The 20,970-nt window shown below is 68.6% G+C and carries 14 protein-coding genes; all 14 read left to right on the top strand.

Annotated elements, in window-relative coordinates; all coding sequences use genetic code 11:
• Positions 1-26: 26 nt before the first annotated feature.
• Positions 27-1,859: an AAA family ATPase gene (locus RTO53_RS10735; protein ID WP_312237779.1), complete on the top strand. Its 1,833-nt coding sequence runs from the start codon at positions 27-29 to the stop codon at positions 1,857-1,859.
• Positions 1,856-2,515: a 4Fe-4S single cluster domain-containing protein gene (locus RTO53_RS10730; RefSeq protein ID WP_312237778.1), complete on the top strand. Its 660-nt coding sequence runs from the start codon at positions 1,856-1,858 to the stop codon at positions 2,513-2,515. Before RTO53_RS10735 ends, RTO53_RS10730 begins: the two co-directional genes overlap by 4 nt.
• 4 nt (positions 2,516-2,519) lie before the next feature.
• Positions 2,520-8,822, top strand: coding sequence for an AAA domain-containing protein (locus tag RTO53_RS10725; protein ID WP_312237777.1), 6,303 nt, complete (start codon positions 2,520-2,522; stop codon positions 8,820-8,822).
• Complete coding sequence (locus tag RTO53_RS10720; RefSeq protein WP_312237776.1) at positions 8,819-10,180, top strand: hypothetical protein; 1,362 nt, start codon at positions 8,819-8,821, stop codon at positions 10,178-10,180. Before RTO53_RS10725 ends, RTO53_RS10720 begins: the two co-directional genes overlap by 4 nt.
• 54 nt (positions 10,181-10,234) lie before the next feature.
• Entirely contained in the window at positions 10,235-11,365 is a 1,131-nt protein-coding gene (gene flhB / locus RTO53_RS10715) for a flagellar biosynthesis protein FlhB (RefSeq protein ID WP_312237775.1), read from the top strand.
• A gap of 23 nt (positions 11,366-11,388) precedes the next feature.
• Positions 11,389-13,470, top strand: a complete 2,082-nt coding sequence (gene flhA / locus RTO53_RS10710; RefSeq protein WP_312237787.1) for a flagellar biosynthesis protein FlhA — start codon at positions 11,389-11,391, stop codon at positions 13,468-13,470.
• 152 nt (positions 13,471-13,622) lie between these two features.
• Positions 13,623-15,380, top strand: coding sequence for a flagellar biosynthesis protein FlhF (gene flhF / locus RTO53_RS10705; protein ID WP_312237774.1), 1,758 nt, complete (start codon positions 13,623-13,625; stop codon positions 15,378-15,380).
• Positions 15,367-16,254: a MinD/ParA family protein gene (locus tag RTO53_RS10700; protein WP_312237773.1), complete on the top strand. Its 888-nt coding sequence runs from the start codon at positions 15,367-15,369 to the stop codon at positions 16,252-16,254. The genes flhF and RTO53_RS10700 overlap by 14 nt, the downstream gene beginning before the upstream one ends.
• Positions 16,251-16,997: an RNA polymerase sigma factor FliA gene (locus tag RTO53_RS10695; RefSeq protein WP_259202525.1), complete on the top strand. Its 747-nt coding sequence runs from the start codon at positions 16,251-16,253 to the stop codon at positions 16,995-16,997. The genes RTO53_RS10700 and RTO53_RS10695 overlap by 4 nt, the downstream gene beginning before the upstream one ends.
• Before the next feature lie 16 nt (positions 16,998-17,013).
• A complete protein-coding gene (gene cheY, locus RTO53_RS10690; RefSeq protein ID WP_312237772.1) occupies positions 17,014-17,406 on the top strand; it encodes a chemotaxis response regulator CheY in 393 nt (130 codons plus the stop codon).
• Positions 17,406-18,020, top strand: coding sequence for a protein phosphatase CheZ (locus RTO53_RS10685; RefSeq protein WP_312237771.1), 615 nt, complete (start codon positions 17,406-17,408; stop codon positions 18,018-18,020). The genes cheY and RTO53_RS10685 overlap by 1 nt, the downstream gene beginning before the upstream one ends.
• A 4-nt stretch (positions 18,021-18,024) precedes the next feature.
• A complete protein-coding gene (locus tag RTO53_RS10680; RefSeq protein ID WP_312237770.1) occupies positions 18,025-19,857 on the top strand; it encodes a chemotaxis protein CheA in 1,833 nt (610 codons plus the stop codon).
• Between the two features lie 89 nt (positions 19,858-19,946).
• Positions 19,947-20,687 (top strand): flagellar motor protein, encoded by a 741-nt coding sequence (locus tag RTO53_RS10675; protein WP_312237769.1) that lies wholly within the window; start codon positions 19,947-19,949, stop codon positions 20,685-20,687.
• Between the two features lies 1 nt (position 20,688).
• A partial coding sequence (locus tag RTO53_RS10670) for a flagellar motor protein MotB (RefSeq protein WP_312237768.1) occupies positions 20,689-20,970 on the top strand: 282 nt, incomplete at its 3' end.

Raw genomic sequence — 20,970 nt, 5'->3', positions numbered from 1 at the left:
ATACCACGGGAATAGCAGGCAGCAGGATGTCAGGGAAGAATGTGTTTGAAGGTCCGCGCTGGCAGCGCGATCTTGTTCGTTTCCTTCCCTTGAAGAGCCAGTTCGTGCTCTCCGGGAACATCCGCGATCTGCAGGCCGCCGAGGTGGCACCAGGCACGGTAACCGCGCAGAGCTTCAACCAGACCCTGTGCAACACCCTGCTCGACCAAGGCTACGCGCAGGTGCTGGGCTGGGATCCGTTAGCCGGTTTCCGCGCCTTGGAACGCCCAGGCATCGATCCCGCCAGCGGCATCGCCCTGCTGCAATCGCTGGGGCTGACCCCGGTGGACGGCGCCGCACCCGCCGGTATCGACCTGCTCAGTGCCACGCTCCAACGGCTGGTCGTCCGCCAGGGCGAGCCGGTGGCAGTGATCATCGATTTCGCCTCGCGTCTGGCGGTGCGCAGCGACGCCCTCAGCGCCGCCGAACACCAGCTGTTCACCCAGGCCCTGGTGCTCTCACACCAGGCACGCAGCCGACCGGGCGGCGCGCAGCGCAAGCCGTTCTTCAACACGGTGCTCTGGGTGGTGGAGAAGGAAGGTGACCTGCCCGACTGGCTGCTGGTCGGCAACCCCCGCATCCGCCACATTCCGGTGGCCAAGCCGGACCAGCTCACCCGGCGCGCACTGGCCCCGGCCTTGCTCAAGGGGCTGGCCGGTGCCCCGGACACCAGCGCCGAGGCCATCGCGCAGGCGGTGGATGCATTCGTTCAGAGCACCGAGGGGCTGCTGTTGCTGGACCTTAGTGCCATCGCACAGCTGGCCCGGGTCGAAGGGGTGGCGGTGGACCAGATCGGCGACGCCGTGCGCCGCTACAAGGTCGGGGTCACCGAAGACCCCTGGCTGCGCATTGACCGGCAGCGCATCCGCATGGGCGATGCGTTCGTCCATCAGCGGGTCAAGGGCCAGCACCATGCGGTGACCCACATGCTGGACATCGTCAAGCGCGCCATGACCGGCGTGGGTGCAAGCCGCAAGGGCAACCGGCCGCGCGGCGTGGCGTTCCTGGCCGGCCCCACCGGGGTGGGCAAGACCGAGCTGGCCAAGACCGTCACCAGCCTGCTGTTCGGCGACGAAAGTGCCTACATCCGGTTCGACATGTCCGAGTTCAGCGCCGAGCATGCCGACCAGCGGCTGATCGGCGCTCCGCCCGGCTACGTGGGCTACGACGTGGGCGGCGAACTGACCAACGCCATCCGCGAGAAACCGTTCAGCGTGGTCCTGTTCGACGAGATCGAGAAGGCCCATCCGCGCATCCTCGACAAGTTCCTGCAGATCCTCGACGACGGTGTGCTCACGTCCGGGCGTGGCGACCGGGTGTACTTCTCCGAGGCACTGATCGTATTCACCTCCAATCTGGGCATCTACCGTCAGGGCGAGCATGGCGAGCGCGTGGCCAACGTGCTGCCCGGCGAGCCCTTCGAGCAGGTGCAGAGCAAGGTGCATGACGAAATCGACCGGCACTTCAAGCTGGTCCTGAACCGGCCGGAGATCCTCAACCGGATCGGCGAGAACATCATCGTGTTCGATTTCATCCGCGAGGAGATCGCAGTGCAGATCTTCGACCAGATGGTCGACGCGACCCTGGCCGACCTGCAGGCCCAGCACCTGCGCGTAACCCTGGCCGCGCCGGCCCGCCATGCATTGCGCGCGCTGTGCCTGAAGGACCTGTCCAATGGCGGGCGCGGTATCCGCAACCAGCTCGAGGCGCATCTGCTCAATCCGCTGGCGCGTGCCCTGTTCGACCAGGACGCGCAGCCCGGCCAGCAGTTCACCATCGTTGCGGTGGATGCCAACGTACTCAACCTGGAACGCGGTTGAACCGTCCCCTGCAGCTGTCGCGCGTGCATTTCCCGGTGACCACGCTGGGGCCGGGGCAACGCGTGGGCATCTGGTTCCAGGGCTGCAGCATCCGCTGCAGCGGCTGCATTTCTGCCGACACCTGGGGGCCGGGGCGCACTGTCGTCGACGTAGCCACCCTGCTTGAGCAGATTGCCCCGTGGCTGGACCAGGCCGACGGCATCACCATTTCCGGCGGCGAGCCGTTCGACCAGTTCGACGCCCTGCTGCAGATGCTGGAGGGGCTGCGCCAGCGCACCGGCGCGGACATCCTGGTGTACAGCGGCCACCCGCTGGAAATGCTGCAGCCCATGCTGGACCAAGCGCGCGACCTGATCGACGCGGTGATCAGCGACCCTTACCTCGAACATGCGGACCAGTCGCTGGCGCTGCGTGGCAGCGACAACCAGCGCCTCACCCTGCTCACCGCGCTCGGTCGGTCGCGTTTGGCCGGCCTGCAGCGGGCCAGCACGCCGGCCGACAAGGCACTTGACCTGATGTTCGATGCCACCGGAACCGTCTGGATGGCCGGCATCCCCCGCCGCGGCGACCTGCTGCGCCTGCGGGAGCTCCTGCGCGCGCAGGGCCATCAGGTGCAGACCAGTGCACACACTTCATCGCGTCGTCCAGTCGAGTAAGTCCATGATTCGTTTCTGCCCCAATTGCCACACCGAACGCGCGCTGGCCGAGATGTTCTGCGAAGGCCGTGTTGATGCGCGCGCGTGCGGCTGGGATCTGGCCGGCGAGCCGATCCATCCCGATGGATGGCGGCCGCAGAGCGTGGTCACCCAGGCAGCGGCGCAGGCATCGACGGCCGTAACCGACGCAGCGGACGTGGTCTGCGACAACGGCCACCCGATGACGCCCGGCGACCTGATGTGCCTGCACTGTGGCGCCGGCGCTTCCGATGGGACGGCGGCGGCGTACCTGCCGCCCCCAGCCGCCGACAGCAGCGAAACGGTCATCGAAGGCTGGCGGCTGCTGCGCCAGATCAGCAGCACCGACGGCGTGCGTGACCGCTACCAGGCCGAACACACCGCCACGACGGTGCAGGCCGTGCTTACCCTGTACCGCCCCGGTGCCGAACCCGACCCGGCCATCTACGATGTGATCCGCCGCCTGCCCCGCGCGCATGTACCGGAGATCGTCGCCACCGGTCGCTGGGATGACCGCGCCTTTGAAGTGGTGGAAATGCTCACTGGTGGCACGCTGGCCGAGCTGGGCAGCGTGATCGGCGACCGTGATGCGGTCCGGCATATCGTCAGCGAGCTGGGTCAGGCACTGCATGCGTTCAACGAAGCCGGGCTGCGCCACCGCGACCTGCGCCCGGCCAGCCTGCTGGTGCGGGCGCGCGCGCCACTGGATCTGGTGATCAGCGGATTCGGTTCGGCCCGGTTGTCCGAGTTCGACCTGGACATCGTCTCGCCCCTGGAGATCAGCCGCTACATGGCGCCCGAGGCGATCGCCGGTGGCGTGGCAGCGGCGTCGGACTGGTGGAGCCTGGGGATGATCCTGCTCGAACAGCTCACCGACGGCGCCTGCTTCGACGGCATCCATCCCAATGCGTTTCTGATCCACGTGCTGGCCAATGGTGTCCCGATCCCGGAGACGCTGGACCCGGAGTTGGCGCTGCTGTTGCGTGGGCTGCTCGCGCGCGACCGCCACCAGCGCTGGCAATGGCCGCAGGTGGCCGAATGGCTGGCCGGCATCGCCGTGCCGGCACCACCGGCGGCGCAGTACGCGCTCGATGAGGGCGACGGCGCCAGCCTGCCGCTGGGCGCGCGCCGCTATCATCGCCCCGCCGTGTTTGCGCTGGCCGCCGCCCAGGCCGACGGCTGGGACCAGGCGCTGGACCACCTGCTGCGCGGGGCGATCGTCACCTGGGCCGAGCAGGTCGGCCTGCCTGCCACCCGCATCGCCGGGCTGCGCCAGATTGCCCGCCACGAAGGCCTCGAGGACGATTTCCGGCTGATGCTGGCGTTGAAGGTGCTCAACCCGGAAATGCCGTTGATCCATCGGGGCGACATCGTCACGCCCGGCTGGTTGCTCGAGCACCCGTTGGAGGGCTATCGGCTGGTCAGCGGTTCGGTGCCGGACCTGCTGGAACACCTGCAGACCGACAACTGGCTGTGCAGGCTCAAGCGTCGCGAGGAAAGCGTACGCCAGCGCGCGCTGCACCAGCACATCGCCCTGGTCGAGGAGTCCCTGCGCGTCTATCTGCTGTCCACCTCGCGGGCCAAGCTGGCCTCGCAATGGCAGGAACGCCAGCGCCTGCTGCCCGACACCGCGCATCCCGGGCTGCTTTCGCTGGCCGAGCGCAGGGTGGTGGCCGAAGAAGACCTGATCGTGTTGCTGGGCGCGGAAATCGGCCAGTTCCGCAGCGCCGATGCCATCCTTGCCGAGGCTGCCACGCTCGCCGCCAGCGCCGGTCTTGACGCCTTCGACAGCGAGGCAGCCGCGGCCTTGCTGCAGCACCCGCGTACCGAGCTGTATCGCAGCGTGGACGCGCGCATCCTTGGCTTCGCCCGTTCCGGTCTGCCCGTGGTGGATGGCTGGGCCGAGCAGTTCCGGTTGGAACGGCGCATGCCGCTGGCGCGCGCCCTGGTGGTGCTGGCCGTGCCCGTCAGCCGCTGGCTGCAGCCGCAAAAGCAGCAGTACGTCTCGCAGATCCTGGATTTCTTCGAAAAAAAGGTGGTCACTGCGGTGATGCGTGGCCCGCTGGTGCGCATGAGCATCGGCAAGACCACCGCACGCGTGGACATGCACGACGTGGACAGCACCCGGCGCCCCGCTGCTGCGCTGCTCGATCACCTGTTGCAGCGCGCCGCGCGCGCCGTGCAGTTGGACCCCGAATCGTTCCAGCGCAACCCGCTGCTGGAACCCCGCCTGATGGCCCTGGCACGGCAGAGCGCGCTGTACAAGCGCGACACCGGCATCGACGGGCTGTATCTGGGCTTCCCGTTCCTGCTCAGCCGCGATCCGCGCGGCACCTCGCGCACCCGCATCATTCCGCTGCTGCTGTGGCCGGCCACGCTGCTGCTGGAACCGGGCACGCGCGGCCAAGTCGGGGTGGCTTTTGATGGCGAACGCGAGGAAGTGCGGCTCAACCCTGCCCTTGAAAGCGTGCTGGGTGCCGAAACCTGCAAGCGCTGGCGCAGCACCGCCGACGAACTGCTGGGACGCTCGGCGATCCGGGCCGCCGATGTAATGGATGCCTTTGGGATGCTGGCCACGATCCGCTCGCGCAGCCTGGTCGCCCTGCCCCCCAGCAGCGTGGAGGTGGCGCCCTACCAGGACGAGCTGGAGTGCGCCGCGGTGCTTTTCCATGTCACGTTCATGGGCCAGGCAATCGGCGAAGACCTGCGTCAGCTCAAGGTTCTGTCGCCGTCCGGCACCGGCCTTGAAACCGCATTGCGGCTGGCACCGCCGACCGACACCGACGGCACTTCCCCGCCTGCTACGCCGGAGCTGCAGCGCTACTTCACCGTGGCCAGCGATCCCTCGCAGGAAGCGGCGGTGCTGCAGGCACGGCAGGGACCTGGCCTGTTGATCGAAGGCCCCCCTGGCACCGGCAAAAGCCAGACGATCGTCAACATGGTCGCCGACGCGATCGGCCGGCAACGCAGCCTGCTGATCGTCTGCCAGAAGCATGCGGCGTTGGACGTGGTGCACAAGCGCCTGGTCGCCGAAGGGCTGGGCCAGCGCGTGGTCATGCTCAACGACGTCAACCGCGACCGCGAACCGGTCATCCGCAGCATCCGCGAGCAGCTCGACGCCCTGTTCTCCGCCGGAGCCACGCAAACGGCCTGGCAGCAGCAGCGCCAGCAGGTGGCCGCGCGGATCGAGGCGCTGGAAGGTGAACTGGACCGCCACCAGCACAGCCTGCACCAGATCGACGACGCCACCGGGCTGAGCTACCGGCGCCTGCTCGGCGAACTGATCGCGCTGGACGCCGGTACGCCCCCGCTGGTCCTGCCCGCCCTGCGCCAACGCCTGCTGGCACTGGACCTGCCCACCCTGGTGCAGCGCGAGGAAGCCTGCGCGCCCTTGATCCGGTTGTGGCTGCCGGCCCGTTACGAGGGCAGCCCGCTGGCGCAGCTGCGCCCCTTCGCGGCCGACGCGGACACCGTTGCCGCGTTCGTTGCCGCCCTGCAGACGTTCACTACGGCCGAACAGCACCGGCAGGCGATCATGCTGGCGCACCCGGCCACGTTCGAGCTGGACGATCCCGCGCCGTACCAGGCGTGGATGTCGGCGCACGTGGCGATCCTGCTCGGCCTGGATGACGCACAACGGAGCCGACTGGCACGCTGGCTGCCGCTGTTCCGCCCCGCACGTGCGGGGCAGCAAAGTCAGGGCGACATCGCGCTGGACCGGCTGCAGCAGATCGAGAAGGCCGTGGCGGCGCTCGACCTTGATGCCTTCTCCAACACGCTGTCGCCCGCCCTCGCCAGCGTCGACGAGCGCACGCTTGCGCAGCTCCAGCGTGACGCCGCGCGCGTGCTGGGCGCGCGTGGCCTGCTGGCGCGCATCAACCCGCTGCACCTGCTGCGCCGGCGACGGGTGAACCGCGTCCTGCAGGCGCAGTCCCATGTGATGGGGGAAGCGGGTACCGCAGCACTGCTGACCGCCGCGACGCTGGAAGTGCGCCTGCGCCCGCTGCGCACCGAACTGGCCAGCCTGCACCAGCAGCTGGCGCTGGACCCCATTGACCAACAGGCCGACATCGCGCTGGGCCCGATGGCACGCGCCAGCGGGCGCTACCTGCTGGACGTACAGGCACTGGCCCAGGCGTTGGCGCAGTCGCCGCGTCCCCAGCAGGCCGACGACGCTGCCCTGGCTGGCGACCGCGCGCACCTGGAAGCACTGCTGCAGGACTTGGATGCCTCGCTCGCCCGGCATGCCGCCCGCCATGCCAGCGCGCAGCAGCTCGCATTGCTGGCCGACTGGCTGGAGCAGGCGCTGGCCGACGCATTGGCCACCGCCATCGCCCACAACCAGAGCAACGCCCAGGTACTGCAGCACCTGCATGATGCCCTGCCCCATCTGGCTGCCTACCAGGCCTTCCGCGGGCGCGCCGGGCAGCTGTCGGGCGCAGACTTGGAACTGCTGGCACTGCTGCGCCAGCTGCAACCGCAGCTGGACACCCTTGCCAGCGACGCGCTGGAGCCGGCCGTGCGCCGCCTGCTGCATCGCGAAGCACGGCTGGGCTGGAAGCACCGCATGGAGCAGGCGAACCCGGCGCTGCAGTTCGGCCAGGATGAAACCCAGGCCAAGGTCGCCAGCCTGGCCGCGGCCGACCAGCAGATGCGCCGGCTCAACCGTCAGATGCTGGGCGCCCACATCGACCTGCAGCAGTTGGGCAACCGCAAACAGTGGGAAGACGTCACCCGGCTGACCGGGCGCCGTTCGCGCCGCCTGCGCGAGTTCATCGAGCTGGGCAGCGAACTGGGCCTGATGCACCTGCGCCCGATCTGGCTGATGAACCCGGACGTGGCCAGCCGCGTGTTGCCATTGCAGGCGGGGCTGTTCGACACGGTGATCTACGACGAAGCCTCGCAGATGCCGGTCGAGTTCGCCCTGCCCACGTTGTTCCGTGGCCGGGTTACGGTCGTCAGCGGTGATGAGAAGCAGATGCCGCCCACGGCCTTCTTCTCCAGCCGGGTGGAAAGCGATGAAGCAGAGGTCTTCGATGGCGACGAGCCCGATGCCGAGGTCGATGCCGAGCAGCGCGACGCCTTCGAGGAGACCTGGAACCGGCGCGAGATCAAAGATTGCCCGGACCTGCTGCAGCTGGCCCGCAATGCCCTGCCCAGCACCACGCTGCAGATCCACTACCGTTCGGCATACCGCGAACTGATCGGCTTCTCCAACGCGGCCTTCTATGGCAACCGGCTCAACGTGCCGGTACGCCATCCGCGCAGCAGCATCGCGCGGATCAAGCCACTGGAACTGATCCAAGTCGACGGTGTGTACCAGCACCAGCGCAATCCTGCCGAGGCGGCGCGGGTGGTGAAGTATCTGGCCCAGCTGTGGCAACAGCCCTACGCCGTGCGCCCCTCGGTGGGCGTGGTCACCTTCAACCGCAAGCAGGCCGAGTTGATCGAGGAACACCTGGAGCAGCGCGCCGGGCAGGATGCCGCCTTCCGCGCCGCGTTCGCCGAGGAACGCGAGCGCAGCGAGGACGGCGAAGACATGGCGGTCTTCGTCAAGAACGTGGAGAACGTGCAGGGCGACGAGCGCGACGTCATCGTATTTTCCTCCACCTTCGGCCGCAACGCGCAGGGCACTTTCCGGCGCAACTTCGGCGTGCTCGGGCAGACCGGCGGCGAGCGCCGCCTCAACGTTGCCGTCACCCGCGCCCGGCAACGGGTGGTGATGATCACCTCGATGCCGATCGCCGACATCTCCGACCTGTTCAACACCCAGCGCGCCCCGGCCAGCCCGCGTGACTACCTGCAGGGTTACCTGGAGTACGCCCGCGCCCTGTGTGCTGGCGAGTTCGACGGCACCGCGCGGCTGTTGGATCGCTTGCAGACCGACCGCAGCGTGGCCAACCGCACCCACGCGGCGCCCGCCGACGGCTTCATGCAGATCGTCGGTGCCTACCTGCAGTCGCTGGGATGGGATGCGGCAGCCGCCAGCGAGGGCGATGCATTCGGGCTGGACTTCGCCATCGAACACCCCGACACCGGCAACTTCGCCATCGGCATCGAGTGCGACGCACCCAGCCACCCGCTGCTGGCGCATGCTCGCGCCCGCGAAATCTGGCGGCCATCGGTGCTGCGCCGCGCCATCGGTGGCATCCACCGGGTGTCTTCGCATGCCTGGTATCACGACGGCGAGGCCGAACGGGCACGCCTGCGCGTTGCCATCGAGGCGGCCATGGCCCCGGTCCCGATGCCGCCCCCGCCCATCCCCGCGCAACCGGAAACCCTGCCATGAGTGGTCCCAAAGTCGTTCGTATCGTGACTGCCGAAGAGTTGCTGGCCCTGCGTGAAGCGATGCTGCACCGACTGGACCAGGCGGTAGCGCGCTGGCAGGCGCAGTACGAGCGGGTCGGCGAGCGCGATGCATCGGCCGTGGCAGCTGTCATGGCACGCCGCCAGGCGCTGCAGGCGCTGGTGGCAGACAGCGACAACACGCGGTATGCGCTACTCATCGAGGCCGAAACCGCTTTCCTGCAGGCTGACACCCGCGACCGCGAGGCGCGCGCCGTGGACCGCGCCGCGGCAGGCCGCCAGCAGCGGCGGCGGCAGCGCGACAATGCCGCCGCCGTGCTCAAAATGCTGCGGGACCGAGCCGTTGATGCAGATGCCGGCCTGCTGCAGGCGCTACGGGCACTGGCCGACGGTCACCCCGGTGCTGACGCTGAGGCGGTGCTGGCTCGTGCCTTCGCGCTGCTTGCGCCCCCGGACGCGCAGGCAACACTTAGCGAAGGCCAGCGCGCATTGGCCGCCGCATTGCAGACCTCGGCGCCCATCCCCACGCTGGCCGACTGGGCCACCGGGCAGCCGGCCGACCCCGGACGCGAGGCGCGCCTGCTGCGCGTGGACCGCCACATCGCCGAACTGCAGGTGCTGCAAGGCGCCGCCGCCGCCGCGCCCTACCTGGTCGCGCTGCACAACGCCGAGCAGGAACTTGCTCCGCAACGGCGCAACCTGCTGCTGGACAGCCTGGTACTGGACCTGGCCGCCGCAACGGCCGCGTTCGCCCAGCGCCGCATGCAGCTGGAGCGGCTGCAGGATGTGGCCAGCAGGCTGGCTGCGCTGGACCCGGCTGACAATGCGCCGTTGCTGACCCAGGTGGCCGCCTGCAGTACCGGCACCGCGCTGCCGCTGCTGACCGCGCTGACCCTGCAGTGCGACACCGCCCTTGCCAGCCATCAGCAGGCGCTGGCGGCAGTTTCACGGCGTCAGGCCGTACTCGACGGGCTGGCCAGCCTCGGCTACGAGGTGCGCGAAGGCATGGCCACCGCATGGCAGGACAGTGGCGCGGTGGTCCTCAAGAAAGCCGCCACCCCCGGCTATGGCGTTGAAGTGGGTGGCCAGGCCGACGGCGGGCGCCTGCAGGTCCGGGCGGTGGCGCTGGCGGCCGACCGTGACCGCAGCCGCGACCGCGACATCGAAACCCTGTGGTGCGGCGAGTTCGGACGGCTGCAGGCGCTGTTGCACGCCCAAGGCACCGAGCTGGTGGTCGAACGGGCATTGGGCGTGGGTGAGGTGCCCTTGAAGGAGGCCATCGCCACCGCGACGCCGTCCGGGCAGGTGCAGGTGTCGCACGTGCGCAGCGGCCCGGCCTGACGTCACGGAACGGTTCTTGCACCAGCCGGGTAATCCCCCCGTGTCGTGCAGCCCATGTCCGAGAACGAACAAGCCGGCGAAAAGACCGAACAACCTACCGAAAAACGCCTGCGCGATGCCCGCGAGCAGGGCAACATCCCGCGTTCGCGGGAGTTGGCCACCGCGGCGGTGTTCGGTGCGGGCGTTCTGGCGCTGATGGCCTACTCGGGCAGCATCAGCAATGGCGCCAAGGACTGGATGAAGCTGGCGCTGAGCCCCGAACCGGGCCTGCGCATGCACCCGCAGGCGCTGTTCGGCCACTTCGGCCACCTGCTGCTGCAGTTGCTGCTGGCGATGTGGCCGCTGGTGCTGATCTGCCTGCTGGCCAGTTTCCTGGCACCGGTGGTGATGGGCGGGCTGCGCTGGTCGAACAAGTCGCTGATGCCCGACTTCACCCGGCTCAGCCCGATGGCCGGGCTGAAGCGCCTGTATGGCCCGGAGGCGATCGCCGAATTCACCAAGTCGCTGCTGCGCATCGCCTTCGTCGGTACCGCCGCCGGGCTGGTGGTATGGCACGGCATCCGCCCGCTGCGCGACCTGCTCAACCAGCCGCTGGAAACGGCCATGGTGCACGGCCTGGGCTTCACCTTGAAGCTGATGCTGGCCACCGGCGGGGCGATGATGCTGCTGGCGGCCATCGATGCGCCGTACCAGCGCTGGAACTGGATGCGCAAGCTGAAGATGACCCGTGAAGAGCTGCGCCGGGAGATGAAGGAAAGCGAAGGCAGCCCCGAGGTGAAGGGCCGCATCCGCCAGCTGCAGCAGCAGCTCTCCAACCGCCGGATGATGGAAGCGGTGCCCACCGCCGACGTGGTGGTGGTCAACCCCACCCACTACGCGGTGGCCCTCAAATACGAGGGCGGCAAGATGGGCGCCCCCACCGTGGTGGCCCTGGGCGTGGACGAAACCGCCCTGCGCATCCGTGAAGTGGCCGACGGCAACAAGGTCGCCATCGTCTCCGCCCCGCCTTTGGCACGCGCCTTGTATCGGGAAGGTCAACTTGGAAAGGAAATTCCCGTGAGACTGTATTCGGCCGTGGCCCAGGTTCTGTCCTACGTGTACCAGCTGCGCACCTGGCGCGGCGGGCCGATGCCGGCCGCCCCCAGCATCGATGTGGATGAATTCGGCAAGGGAGGCCGCCCATGAGCGCCCAGCCCGCCAGCGCCGGCATGAACGCGCGCAAGGCCCTGGACATGATCCGCAACGGCCTGGGCGCCCCGCTGATCGTGCTGGCGCTGCTGGCGATGGTGGTGGTGCCGCTGGCCGCGCCGGTGCTGGACGCGCTGTTCACCTTCAACATCGCCATTTCGCTGATGGTGCTGCTGGCGGTGGTGTACGTGAAGCGCCCGCTGGACTTCACCATCTTCCCGATCGTGCTGCTGATCACCACCATGCTGCGGCTGGCGTTGAACGTGGCCTCCACCCGCGTGATCCTGCTCAACGGCCAGAACGGCCACGAGGCCGCCGGCAAGGTGATCGCCGCGTTCGGCGAGTTCGTGATCGGCGGCAATTACGCCGTCGGCATCGTGGTGTTCGCGATCCTGACCATCATCAACTTCGTGGTCATCACCAAGGGTGCCGGGCGCGTGTCCGAAGTGACCGCCCGCTTCATCCTCGATGCCATGCCCGGCAAGCAGATGGCCATCGATGCCGACCTCAACGCCGGTTTGCTGACGCGTGAGGAAGCCAAGGCCCGGCGCGAGGAAGTGCGCGAGGAAGCCGACTTCTACGGTGCGATGGACGGTGCCAGCAAGTTCATCCGCGGCGACGCCATCGCCGGCATCCTGATCCTGTTCATCAACCTGCTCGGCGGCCTGGCCGTGGGCGTGCTCCAGCACGGCATGCCGTTCGGCGAGGCCGCCGCGACCTACACCCTGCTGTCCATCGGCGACGGCCTGGTGGCGCAGCTGCCGGCCCTGCTGGTGTCCTCGGCGGTGGCGATGCTGGTCACCCGCGCCTCGCGCTCGCAGGACATGGCCCAGGCCATGATGGGCCAGGTGTTCGGCCAGTACCGTGCGCTGACCATCGCCGCGGCGATCATGGGCGTGGTCGGCCTGGTGCCGGGCATGCCCAACGTCGCCTTCTTGACGCTGGCCGCGATCCTGGGCTTCGTGGCCTGGAAGGCCTGGAAGAAGAGCAACGCCGCCACGCGTGCCGCCGAAACCCCGGCCGCCGGCCGCAACGACACCCTCGGCCTGCCCGGTGCCACGCCCTCGCCCACCGCCGAACTGACCTGGGACGAACTGCGCCCGGTCGATCCGCTGGGCCTGGAAGTGGGCTACCGGCTGATCCCGCTGGTGGACAAGAACCAGGGCGGCGAGTTGATGGCACGCATCAAGGGCGTCCGCCGCAAGCTCACCCACGACATCGGCTTCCTGATTCCTTCGGTGCACATCCGCGACAACCTGGAGCTGCCGGCCAGCGGTTACCGCCTGCTGATCCACGGCGTGCCGGTCGCCACCGCCGACATCCATCCCGACCGCGAACTGGCGCTGGACCCGGGCAGCGCGCTGGGCACGCTGGAAGGCATCGCCGGCAAGGACCCCGCCTTCGGCCTGGACGCCACCTGGATCCAGCCGCACCAGCGCGCCCATGCCGAATCGATGGGCTACACGGTGGTCGATCCGGCCACGGTCGTGGCCACCCACCTGTCGCACCTGATCCGCGAACACGCCCCCGAACTGCTGGGCCACGAGGAAGTGCAGCAGCTGCTGGCCAACCTGGCCAAGAGCGCGCCCAAGCTGGTGGAAGACCTCACGCCCAAGTCGCTGCCGTTGTCGGCGGTGGTGCGCGTGCTGCAGAACCTGCTCATCGAGCGCATCCCGATCCGCCAGCTGCGCAAGATCGTCGAGTCGCTGGTGGAGAACGCACCGGTCAGCCAGGACCCGACGGTACTGACCGCCGCGGTGCGCAATGCATTGGGGCGTTTCATCGTGCAGGAAATCGCCGGCATGTCCGCCGAGCTGCCGGTGTTCACCCTCAACCCGCAACTGGAACGCGTCTTGCAGGAGTCCACACAGGGCAACGGCGCCGCACTGGAACCCGGACTCGCCGAGCGACTGCACCAAAGTCTGGCCGATTGTGTCAGCAAGCAGGAAGCGAAGAACGAGCCGGCGGTCGTGCTGGTCCCCGGCCCGGTACGTGCCGCGCTGGCACGGCTGGTGCGCCACAGCGTCCCCTCGCTGTCGGTGCTGGCCTACAGCGAGGTGCCCGAGGACAAACGCCTGAAGCTGGTCGGCACGATCAGTTGACGCCGGAACGCCGACGGCCACGCGCCAGAAAACAGACACACCCCATTCGATATCAACGCAGCAGGACATAAAGGGAAACCCGGACCGTGCAGACCACCGACAACCAGCGCTTCCCTTCCACTACTCCGCCGCCCCAGTCCCGGTACCACAGCATGAAAATCAAACGCTTCGTCGCCTCCGATATGCGCTCGGCCATGAACCTGGTGCGCAAGGAACATGGTCCTGATGCGGTGATCCTGTCCAACCGGCGGATCGAGGAAGGCGTCGAGATCGTGGCGGCGGCGAACTACGACGAAGGCGCGGTGCAGCGTGCGCTGGAAGCGGCACGCAAGGATGTCGCCCCGCCGCCGGTGCCGCGTCCGCGCAATGCCGCCGATGCGGTGATTGCCGCAGTGACCCGCCGCAAGCCGGCCGCCGCCGCGCCGGAGCCGGTGGCGGCCACCACCTCGGCCGTGGCCGCCCTGGCCCGCGCCGCCGTCGGCGCGACCGGGCGCACCCTGGACTCGGCCAACGAAATCGTGCCGCCGCGCGGCAGCAGCGGTTTCGCCGCCACCCTGGCCCACGCCAGCGCACCGTCGATGACCGCGGCGTCGCTGCCGGAACAGATCTTCGCCCCGTTCAATGTCGAACAGGCTGCCGCCGTGGCGATGGCGCACGACGAGAGCCCCGTCGCCAGCGCCGCGCCGGTTGCCGTCGCCGCCCCGGCGCCGATCAACCGCGCGCGCTTCATCATCGATCCGCCGATGGACGACGAGCCGCACTTCCAGCTGCACGTACCGGCCGCGCAGGTGGCGATGCCGCCGCTGCCGGTCAGCATGGGCGTGCCGGCCGAGGTCGCCCCGGTCGCGGTCGCCCCCATCGCCGAGGTCCTGCCCGCCCCGGTGCAGACCGCCCTGCCCGCCCCGATCGAGACCGCGCAGGCCCCAGCGCCGCTCGCCGTCGCCGAAGCGGCGCAGGCCCAGCCGCTGCCGGTGACCACCGAATTGGTGATGGTGCCGCGCGATGACGAAGAGATCCGCCAGCTGCGCCACGAAGTGGCCGGCATGCGCCAGGTCATCGAGCGCGAGATGCACCGCTTCACCGACGAGCGCCTGCGCGGTTCGCCGGTGCGCGCCGCCGCGCTGGACCTGATGGACGAATACGGCTTCGACGCCGGCATCAGCCGCGACGTGGCCATGCAGATCCCGCTGGACACCGAAGCCCACCGTGGCCGCGGGCTGATGCTGGGCCTGCTGTCCAGGAAGCTGCCGATCGCCCCGGTCGACCCGCTCGAGGCCGGCGGTGTGATCGCCCTGGTCGGCCCGACCGGTGCCGGCAAGACCACCACCATTGCCAAGCTGGCCTCGCGCTTCGCCGAGAAGCACGCCGCCCGCGACGTCGCCCTGGTCACCACCGACACCGGCCGCATCGGCGCCCGCGAGCAGCTGTATGGCTTCGGCCGCCAGCTCGGCATCGCAGTGCACGAGGCCAGCAGCGGCAGCGACCTGAACCAGCTGCTGGAGCGTCTGAAGGACTACAAGCTGGTGCTGATCGACACCGCCGGGCTGGGGCCGCGCGACCGTGCGCTGGCCGCCCAGCTGCAGTGGCTGCGCGCCGCCGAGCAGATCCGCACCCTGCTGGTGCTGCCGGCCAACACCAGCTTCGGCGACATGGACGAGGTGGTCCGCCGCTTCAGCGCCGCCAACCCGCAGGGCGTGGTGCTGAGCAAGCTGGACGAGACCGGCCGCTTCGGCAGCGCCCTGTCGGTGGCCGTGGACCACCGCCTGCCGATCACCTGGGTCACCGATGGCCAGGACGTTCCCGAAGACCTGCACCGGGCCAGTGCAGCCAATCTTGTACTTCGCCTTGAAGATTTGCGCCGCGCGGCCGATATGCCCTGCAACCCGGAGTTCAACCATGCCGTCGCGTGAGTACGCCAAGCTGACCAAGACCTTCCCACTGTCTGCCACCCGCAGCCAGCCGCTGGGCCCTGTGCGCACCATCGCCGTCACCGGCGGCAAGGGCGGCGTGGGCAAGACCAACGTGTCGGCCAACCTGGCCGTGGCGCTGGCCGACATGGGCAAGCGCACGCTGCTGCTGGATGCCGACCTCGGCCTGGCCAACATCGATGTGATCCTGGGCCTGCAGCCCAAGCTGACCCTGGCCGACCTGGTCGCCGGGCGCTGCACCCTGGAAGAAGTGATCCTGGAAGGCCCGGGCGGCGTGCTGGTGGTGCCGGCCGCGTCCGGTCGCCGCCACATGGCCGAACTGCAGCCGGCCGAACACGTCGGCTTGGTCAACGTGTTCTCCGAACTGGAGCGCGAACTGGACTTCATGGTGGTGGACACCGCCGCCGGCATCACCGACGGCGTGCTGACCTTCTGCCAGGCCGCGCAGGACACGGTGGTGGTGGTCTGCGACGAGCCGGCCTCGATCACCGACGCCTACGCGCTGATCAAGGTGCTCTCGCGCGAGCGCGGCGTTGACCGCATCCAGGTGGTGGCCAACATGGTCCGCGACCCCAACGAGGGCCGCGTGCTGTACGAAAAGCTGACCCGGGTCTGCGAGAAGTTCCTCGCCGATGTGTCGCTGAACTACCTCGGCTGCGTCCCGCAGGACGACTGGCTGCGCCTGTCGGTGCAGCGCCAGCAGCCGGTAGTCAAGGCCTACCCGTCCAGCCCGGCCGCGCAGGCCATCACCGAGATCGCCCGCCGCACCGCCCGCTGGCAGGCACCGACCGAGCCACGTGGCGGGGTCGAGTTCTTCCTGGAACGCATCCTCAAGCAACGCGGGGTGACCGCATGAAAGGCGCCGCACAGTACAAAGAAGTCCAGCGCACGGCCGCCAACGAGTGCATCGCACAGCACTCCGACCTGGTCCGACGCATCGCCCACCATCTTGCCGCGCGCCTGCCGGCCAGCGTGGAAGTGGATGACCTGATCCAGGCCGGCATGATGGGCCTGATCGAGGCCTCGCGCAGCTACGATGCCGACCAGGGCGCCTCGTTCGAGACCTACGCCTCGATCCGCATCCGCGGCTCGATGATCGACGAGATCCGCCGCGGCGACTGGGTCCCGCGCTCGGTCCACCGCCGTGCCCGCGACGCTGCCTCCACCATCCGTCGCCTGGAGCAGAGCACCGGCCGCGCCGCCAGCGCCACCGAAGTGGCCGCGGCGATGGACATGCCCCTGCCCGACTACCTGCGCCTGATGGAAGACGCCGCACGCGGCCAGGTGCTGAGCCTGGAGTCACGCATTGAAGACCAGGGCGAGCTGGACACCGTCGCCCAGGGCGGCCCGACCCCGCAGCAGGTACTCGAGCGCGGCGAGTTCGGGCGCGAACTGGGCAATGCGATCGGGCTGCTGCCCGAGCGCGAACAGCTGGTGCTGTCGCTGTATTACGAGCAGGAACTGAATCTGAAGGAGATCGGCGCGGTACTCGGTGTGAGCGAGTCGCGCGTCTGCCAGATCCACGGCCAGGCGGTATTGCGCCTGCGTGGCCGACTGAAGATCTTCGAGGCGGCCGACGCCGGCCTCGAGAACCATTGATACCGAGGAAAGTGCTTTGAACAAGAACATGCGTATCCTGATCGTCGACGACTTCTCGACCATGCGTCGTATCGTCAAGAACCTGCTGGGCGATCTGGGCTTCACCAATACGGCCGAAGCCGAGGACGGGCATGCCGCGCTGTCTCTGTTGCAGAGCCAGCCGTTCGATTTCGTGGTCACCGACTGGAACATGCCGGTGATGACCGGCATCGACCTGCTCAAGGCGATCCGTGCCGACGCCAAGCTCAAGACCCTGCCGGTGCTGATGGTGACCGCGGAAGCCAAGCGCGAGCAGATCATCGAAGCGGCCCAGTCCGGCGTCAACGGCTACATCATCAAGCCGTTCACCGCCCAGACCCTGGAAGAAAAGCTGGGCAAGATCTTCGAACGCCTGGCGGCGAGCGCCTGATGGAAACCCTCCGCGACAAATCCGCGCTGGTGCAGCGCCTGCAGGATGCCCTGGCCGCGCTGGAAAGCGGCGACGAGGCCGGCTGGCGTCGGGAAATCGACGCGCTGGCCGCGCTGCGCACCCAGCCGATGATGGCCGGGCTGAACCGGCTGGCCCGCGAGCTGGGCCAGGCGCTGGGCGAACTGCCCAGCCTGCCCAGCGAAGCCGGCGAGCTGGACGATGCCTGCGCGCGCCTGGACCACGTGGTGGCGATGACCGAACAGGCCACCCACCGCACCCTGGACCTGGCCGAGGAATGCCGCACGCTCACCGAGCAGCTGCGCGCCAACGGGTTGACGGCCGACCAGGACCAGCAGCTGGACAAGATCCGCCACAACCTCACCGAGATCGCGCTCACCCAGAGCTACCAGGACCTCACCGGGCAGATCATCCGCCGCGTGGTCGGCATCGTGCGCCGCGTGCACGAGGGCTTCGGTGCACTCGGCCTGCCGCCGCAGGACGACAACGCGCACAAGCGCGACAACGGCCTGGCCGGCCCGGCCGTGAGCGGCCTGGATCGCCACCAGGTGTCACAGGTCGACGCTGACGACCTGCTTTCCGATTTGGGGCTGTAAAACCATGAGTGCTGTTCCAGACGATATTGCTGCCGATTTCATCCTCGAGGCCCAGGAAATCCTGGATCGCCTCGGCGAACAGCTGGTGTCGCTGGAGCAGTCGCCCCAGGACAGCGACCAGCTCAACGCGGTGTTCCGCGGGTTCCACACCCTCAAGGGCGGTGCCGGTTTCCTCGGCATCCAGGCCATGGTCGAACTGTGCCACGCCGCCGAGGAAACCCTCGGCATGGCACGCTCGGGCAAGGCCGTGCTGCAGGCCCATCATTTCGATGCGGCCCAGCAGTCGCTGGATTACCTGCAGTCCATGCTCGATTCGGTCGCCGCCGGCACCGAGCCGGGCTATGCGCCGCCGGAGCTGATCGCGCAGTTCGACGTCAACGGACCGACGGTGCCGACACCGGCCGCCGCCGCACCCGGCAGCGACGGGCTGATCACCGACGACGAATTCGAGGCCCTGCTCGACACCCTGCATGGCGGCGCCGCACCGACGGCGGTGACGCCACCAAAGAAGTCCGACGACGGCCTGATCGGCGAAGACGAATTCGAAGCGCTGCTCGACCAGCTGCACGGCGGTGCCGCCCCCGGCGCCAAGCCCGGCGCTGTCGCCGCGGCACCGGCACCGCGAGCGCCCGCCGCCGCGCCGGCACCGGCGGCCAAGCCCGCCGCCAACAAGCCGGTCGCCGAAGCCGAGCACACCGTGCGCGTGGATACCAAGCGCCTGGATGCGATCGTCAACTTGATCGGCGAACTGGTGCTCTCGCGCAACCGCCTCAAGACCCTGCGCGCGCGCCTGCACGATGAAGAGCTGGACCGCGCCGTCTCCACCCTGGACATCGCCACCGCGCGCCTGCAGTCGGCAGTGATGCGTACCCGCATGCAGCCGGTCGGCAAGGTGTTCTCGCGCTTCCCCAAGGTCGCCCGCGACGTGGCCCGCAACCTGAAGAAGGAAGTGGAACTGGAGCTGGTCGGGGCGGAAACCGAGCTGGACCGCAACCTGGTCGAGGCCCTGGCCGATCCACTGGTGCATCTGGTGCGCAACGCGATCGACCACGGCATCGAAACGCCGGACCTGCGCGAGGCCCAGGGCAAGCCGCGCAGCGGCCACGTGCGCCTGTCGGCGCAGCAGGAAGGCGACTACGTCAGCATTGAAGTACAGGATGACGGCGCCGGCATCGATCCGGAGCGGCTGCGCCAGAAGGCGCGCGAGAAAGGCCTGATCGATCCGGAAGCCGCCGCCCGTCTCACCAGCGAGGAATGCCTGCACCTGGTGTTCCTGCCCGGCTTCTCGACCAAGCAGGAAGTGACCGATATTTCCGGCCGCGGCGTCGGCATGGACGTGGTGCAGTCACGCATCCGCGAGCTCAGCGGGCAGATCCAGATCCAGTCCGAACTGGGCCGTGGCAGCCGCTTCATGATCCGCGTCCCGCTCACCCTGGCGATCCTGCCGACCCTGCTGGTGCAGGCCGGCGAGGACGTCTACGCCCTGCCGCTGGCGCGCGTGATGGAAGTGCTGCACGCGCCCAACACCTCCCTGGGCTGGTTCGACGGCCGCGCCGTGCTCGATCGCAAGTCGCACACCCTGCCGCTGGTGGACCTGCGCCATTGGTTGGCGGTGGAGCCGGCGGCCTCGCCGCTGCTCACCATCGTGGTGCTGCAGGCCGGCGAAGCCCGCTTCGGGCTGGTGGTGGACCAGGTCCGCGGCCGCGAGGAAGTGGTGATCAAGCCGCTGCCCAAGGCACTGCGCGGACTGCGCGGCTATGCCGGCGCGACCCTGATCGGCGACGGACGGATGTCGCTGATCCTGGACGTGGACGGCCTGCGTACCCAGCACGATTGATCGCCTGACCCCTTTTAAAAGTGTGACCGCTGCAACACCTGCCGCCGTCGGTGTCTCAAGTCCCATTCACACAAGCCGATAACGGACCCATGGACAGACTCAGCCTCATTGGACTTTTCCTCGCCCTGGCCTCACTGGTCGGCGGCAGCATCCTCAAAGGGGCCGGCCTGGCGTCGCTGTGGTCGCCGGCAGCATTTGTGATCGTGATCGTGGGCACCATCGCCTCGATCCTGCTGCACACCTCCCCGGCGGTGTTCAAGCACGCGTTCAAGATCGTGCGCTGGGTGATCCTGCCGCCCAGCAGCGACCGCCACGACCTGATCAAGCAGATCGTCGAGTGGAGCAACATCGCCCGCCGCCAGGGCCTGCTGGGCCTGGAAGCGCAGGTCGACGCACAGAGCGATCCGTTCCTGCGCAAGGGCCTGCAGCTGCTGGTGGACGGCGTGGAGCCGGAGACCATCCGCCACATGATGGAGATCGAACTGAGCAGCCAGGAACACCAGGACCTGGCCGCGTCCAAGGTGTTCGAGGGCATGGGCATCTACGCCCCCACGCTGGGCATCATCGGCGCGGTACTGGGCCTGATCGCGGTGATGAAGAACCTCGCCGACCCGAGCAAGCTCGGCCACGGCATCGCCGCGGCATTCACCGCCACCATCTACGGCATCGCCTCGGCCAACCTGCTGTTCCTGCCGGTGTCGGCCAAGCTCAAGAGCGTGATCCACCACAACAGCCGCGACCGCGAAATGATCATCGAAGGGCTGATCTCCATCGCCCAGGGTGAGAACCCGCGCAACATCGAAACCAACCTGTCCGGATTCCTGCACTGACATGGCCCGTCGCAAGCACCACGAAGAGCATGCCAACCATGAGGCCTGGGCGATTCCCTATGCCGACCTCATGACGCTGCTGCTGGCCTTCTTCGTGGTGATGTACGCCATCTCCTCGCTCAACGAGGGCAAGTACCGGGTCATGGCCGACGCACTGACCACCGCCTTCGGCGGCGCGCCGCGCACCATCAACCCGGTGCAGGTGGGCAACCAGCAGGTGCAGGGCGGCGGCTGGGACAGCCCGTCGGTGATCAAGGCCGGCAACCGCGTCGGCCCCTCCGCG

This window comes from Stenotrophomonas sp., assembly GCF_031995405.1.
Classification (GTDB): Bacteria; Pseudomonadota; Gammaproteobacteria; order Xanthomonadales; family Xanthomonadaceae; genus Stenotrophomonas.
This window is presented reverse-complemented; position numbering and strand designations above follow the sequence as displayed.

What these genes read in the sequence shown, in the direction of transcription:
- RTO53_RS10680 (WP_312237770.1), top strand. Translation starts at nt 18,025, where the DNA reads ATGAGTGCTGTTCCAGACGATATTGCTGCCGATTTCATCCTCGAGGCC.
- RTO53_RS10675 (WP_312237769.1), top strand. Translation starts at nt 19,947, where the DNA reads ATGGACAGACTCAGCCTCATTGGACTTTTCCTCGCCCTGGCCTCACTG.
- RTO53_RS10700 (WP_312237773.1), top strand. Translation starts at nt 15,367, where the DNA reads ATGCCGTCGCGTGAGTACGCCAAGCTGACCAAGACCTTCCCACTGTCT.
- RTO53_RS10685 (WP_312237771.1), top strand. Translation starts at nt 17,406, where the DNA reads ATGGAAACCCTCCGCGACAAATCCGCGCTGGTGCAGCGCCTGCAGGAT.
- RTO53_RS10725 (WP_312237777.1), top strand. Translation starts at nt 2,520, where the DNA reads ATGATTCGTTTCTGCCCCAATTGCCACACCGAACGCGCGCTGGCCGAG.
- flhB (WP_312237775.1), top strand. Translation starts at nt 10,235, where the DNA reads ATGTCCGAGAACGAACAAGCCGGCGAAAAGACCGAACAACCTACCGAA.
- RTO53_RS10695 (WP_259202525.1), top strand. Translation starts at nt 16,251, where the DNA reads ATGAAAGGCGCCGCACAGTACAAAGAAGTCCAGCGCACGGCCGCCAAC.
- flhA (WP_312237787.1), top strand. Translation starts at nt 11,389, where the DNA reads ATGAACGCGCGCAAGGCCCTGGACATGATCCGCAACGGCCTGGGCGCC.
- RTO53_RS10720 (WP_312237776.1), top strand. Translation starts at nt 8,819, where the DNA reads ATGAGTGGTCCCAAAGTCGTTCGTATCGTGACTGCCGAAGAGTTGCTG.
- RTO53_RS10735 (WP_312237779.1), top strand. Translation starts at nt 27, where the DNA reads ATGTCAGGGAAGAATGTGTTTGAAGGTCCGCGCTGGCAGCGCGATCTT.
- flhF (WP_312237774.1), top strand. Translation starts at nt 13,623, where the DNA reads ATGAAAATCAAACGCTTCGTCGCCTCCGATATGCGCTCGGCCATGAAC.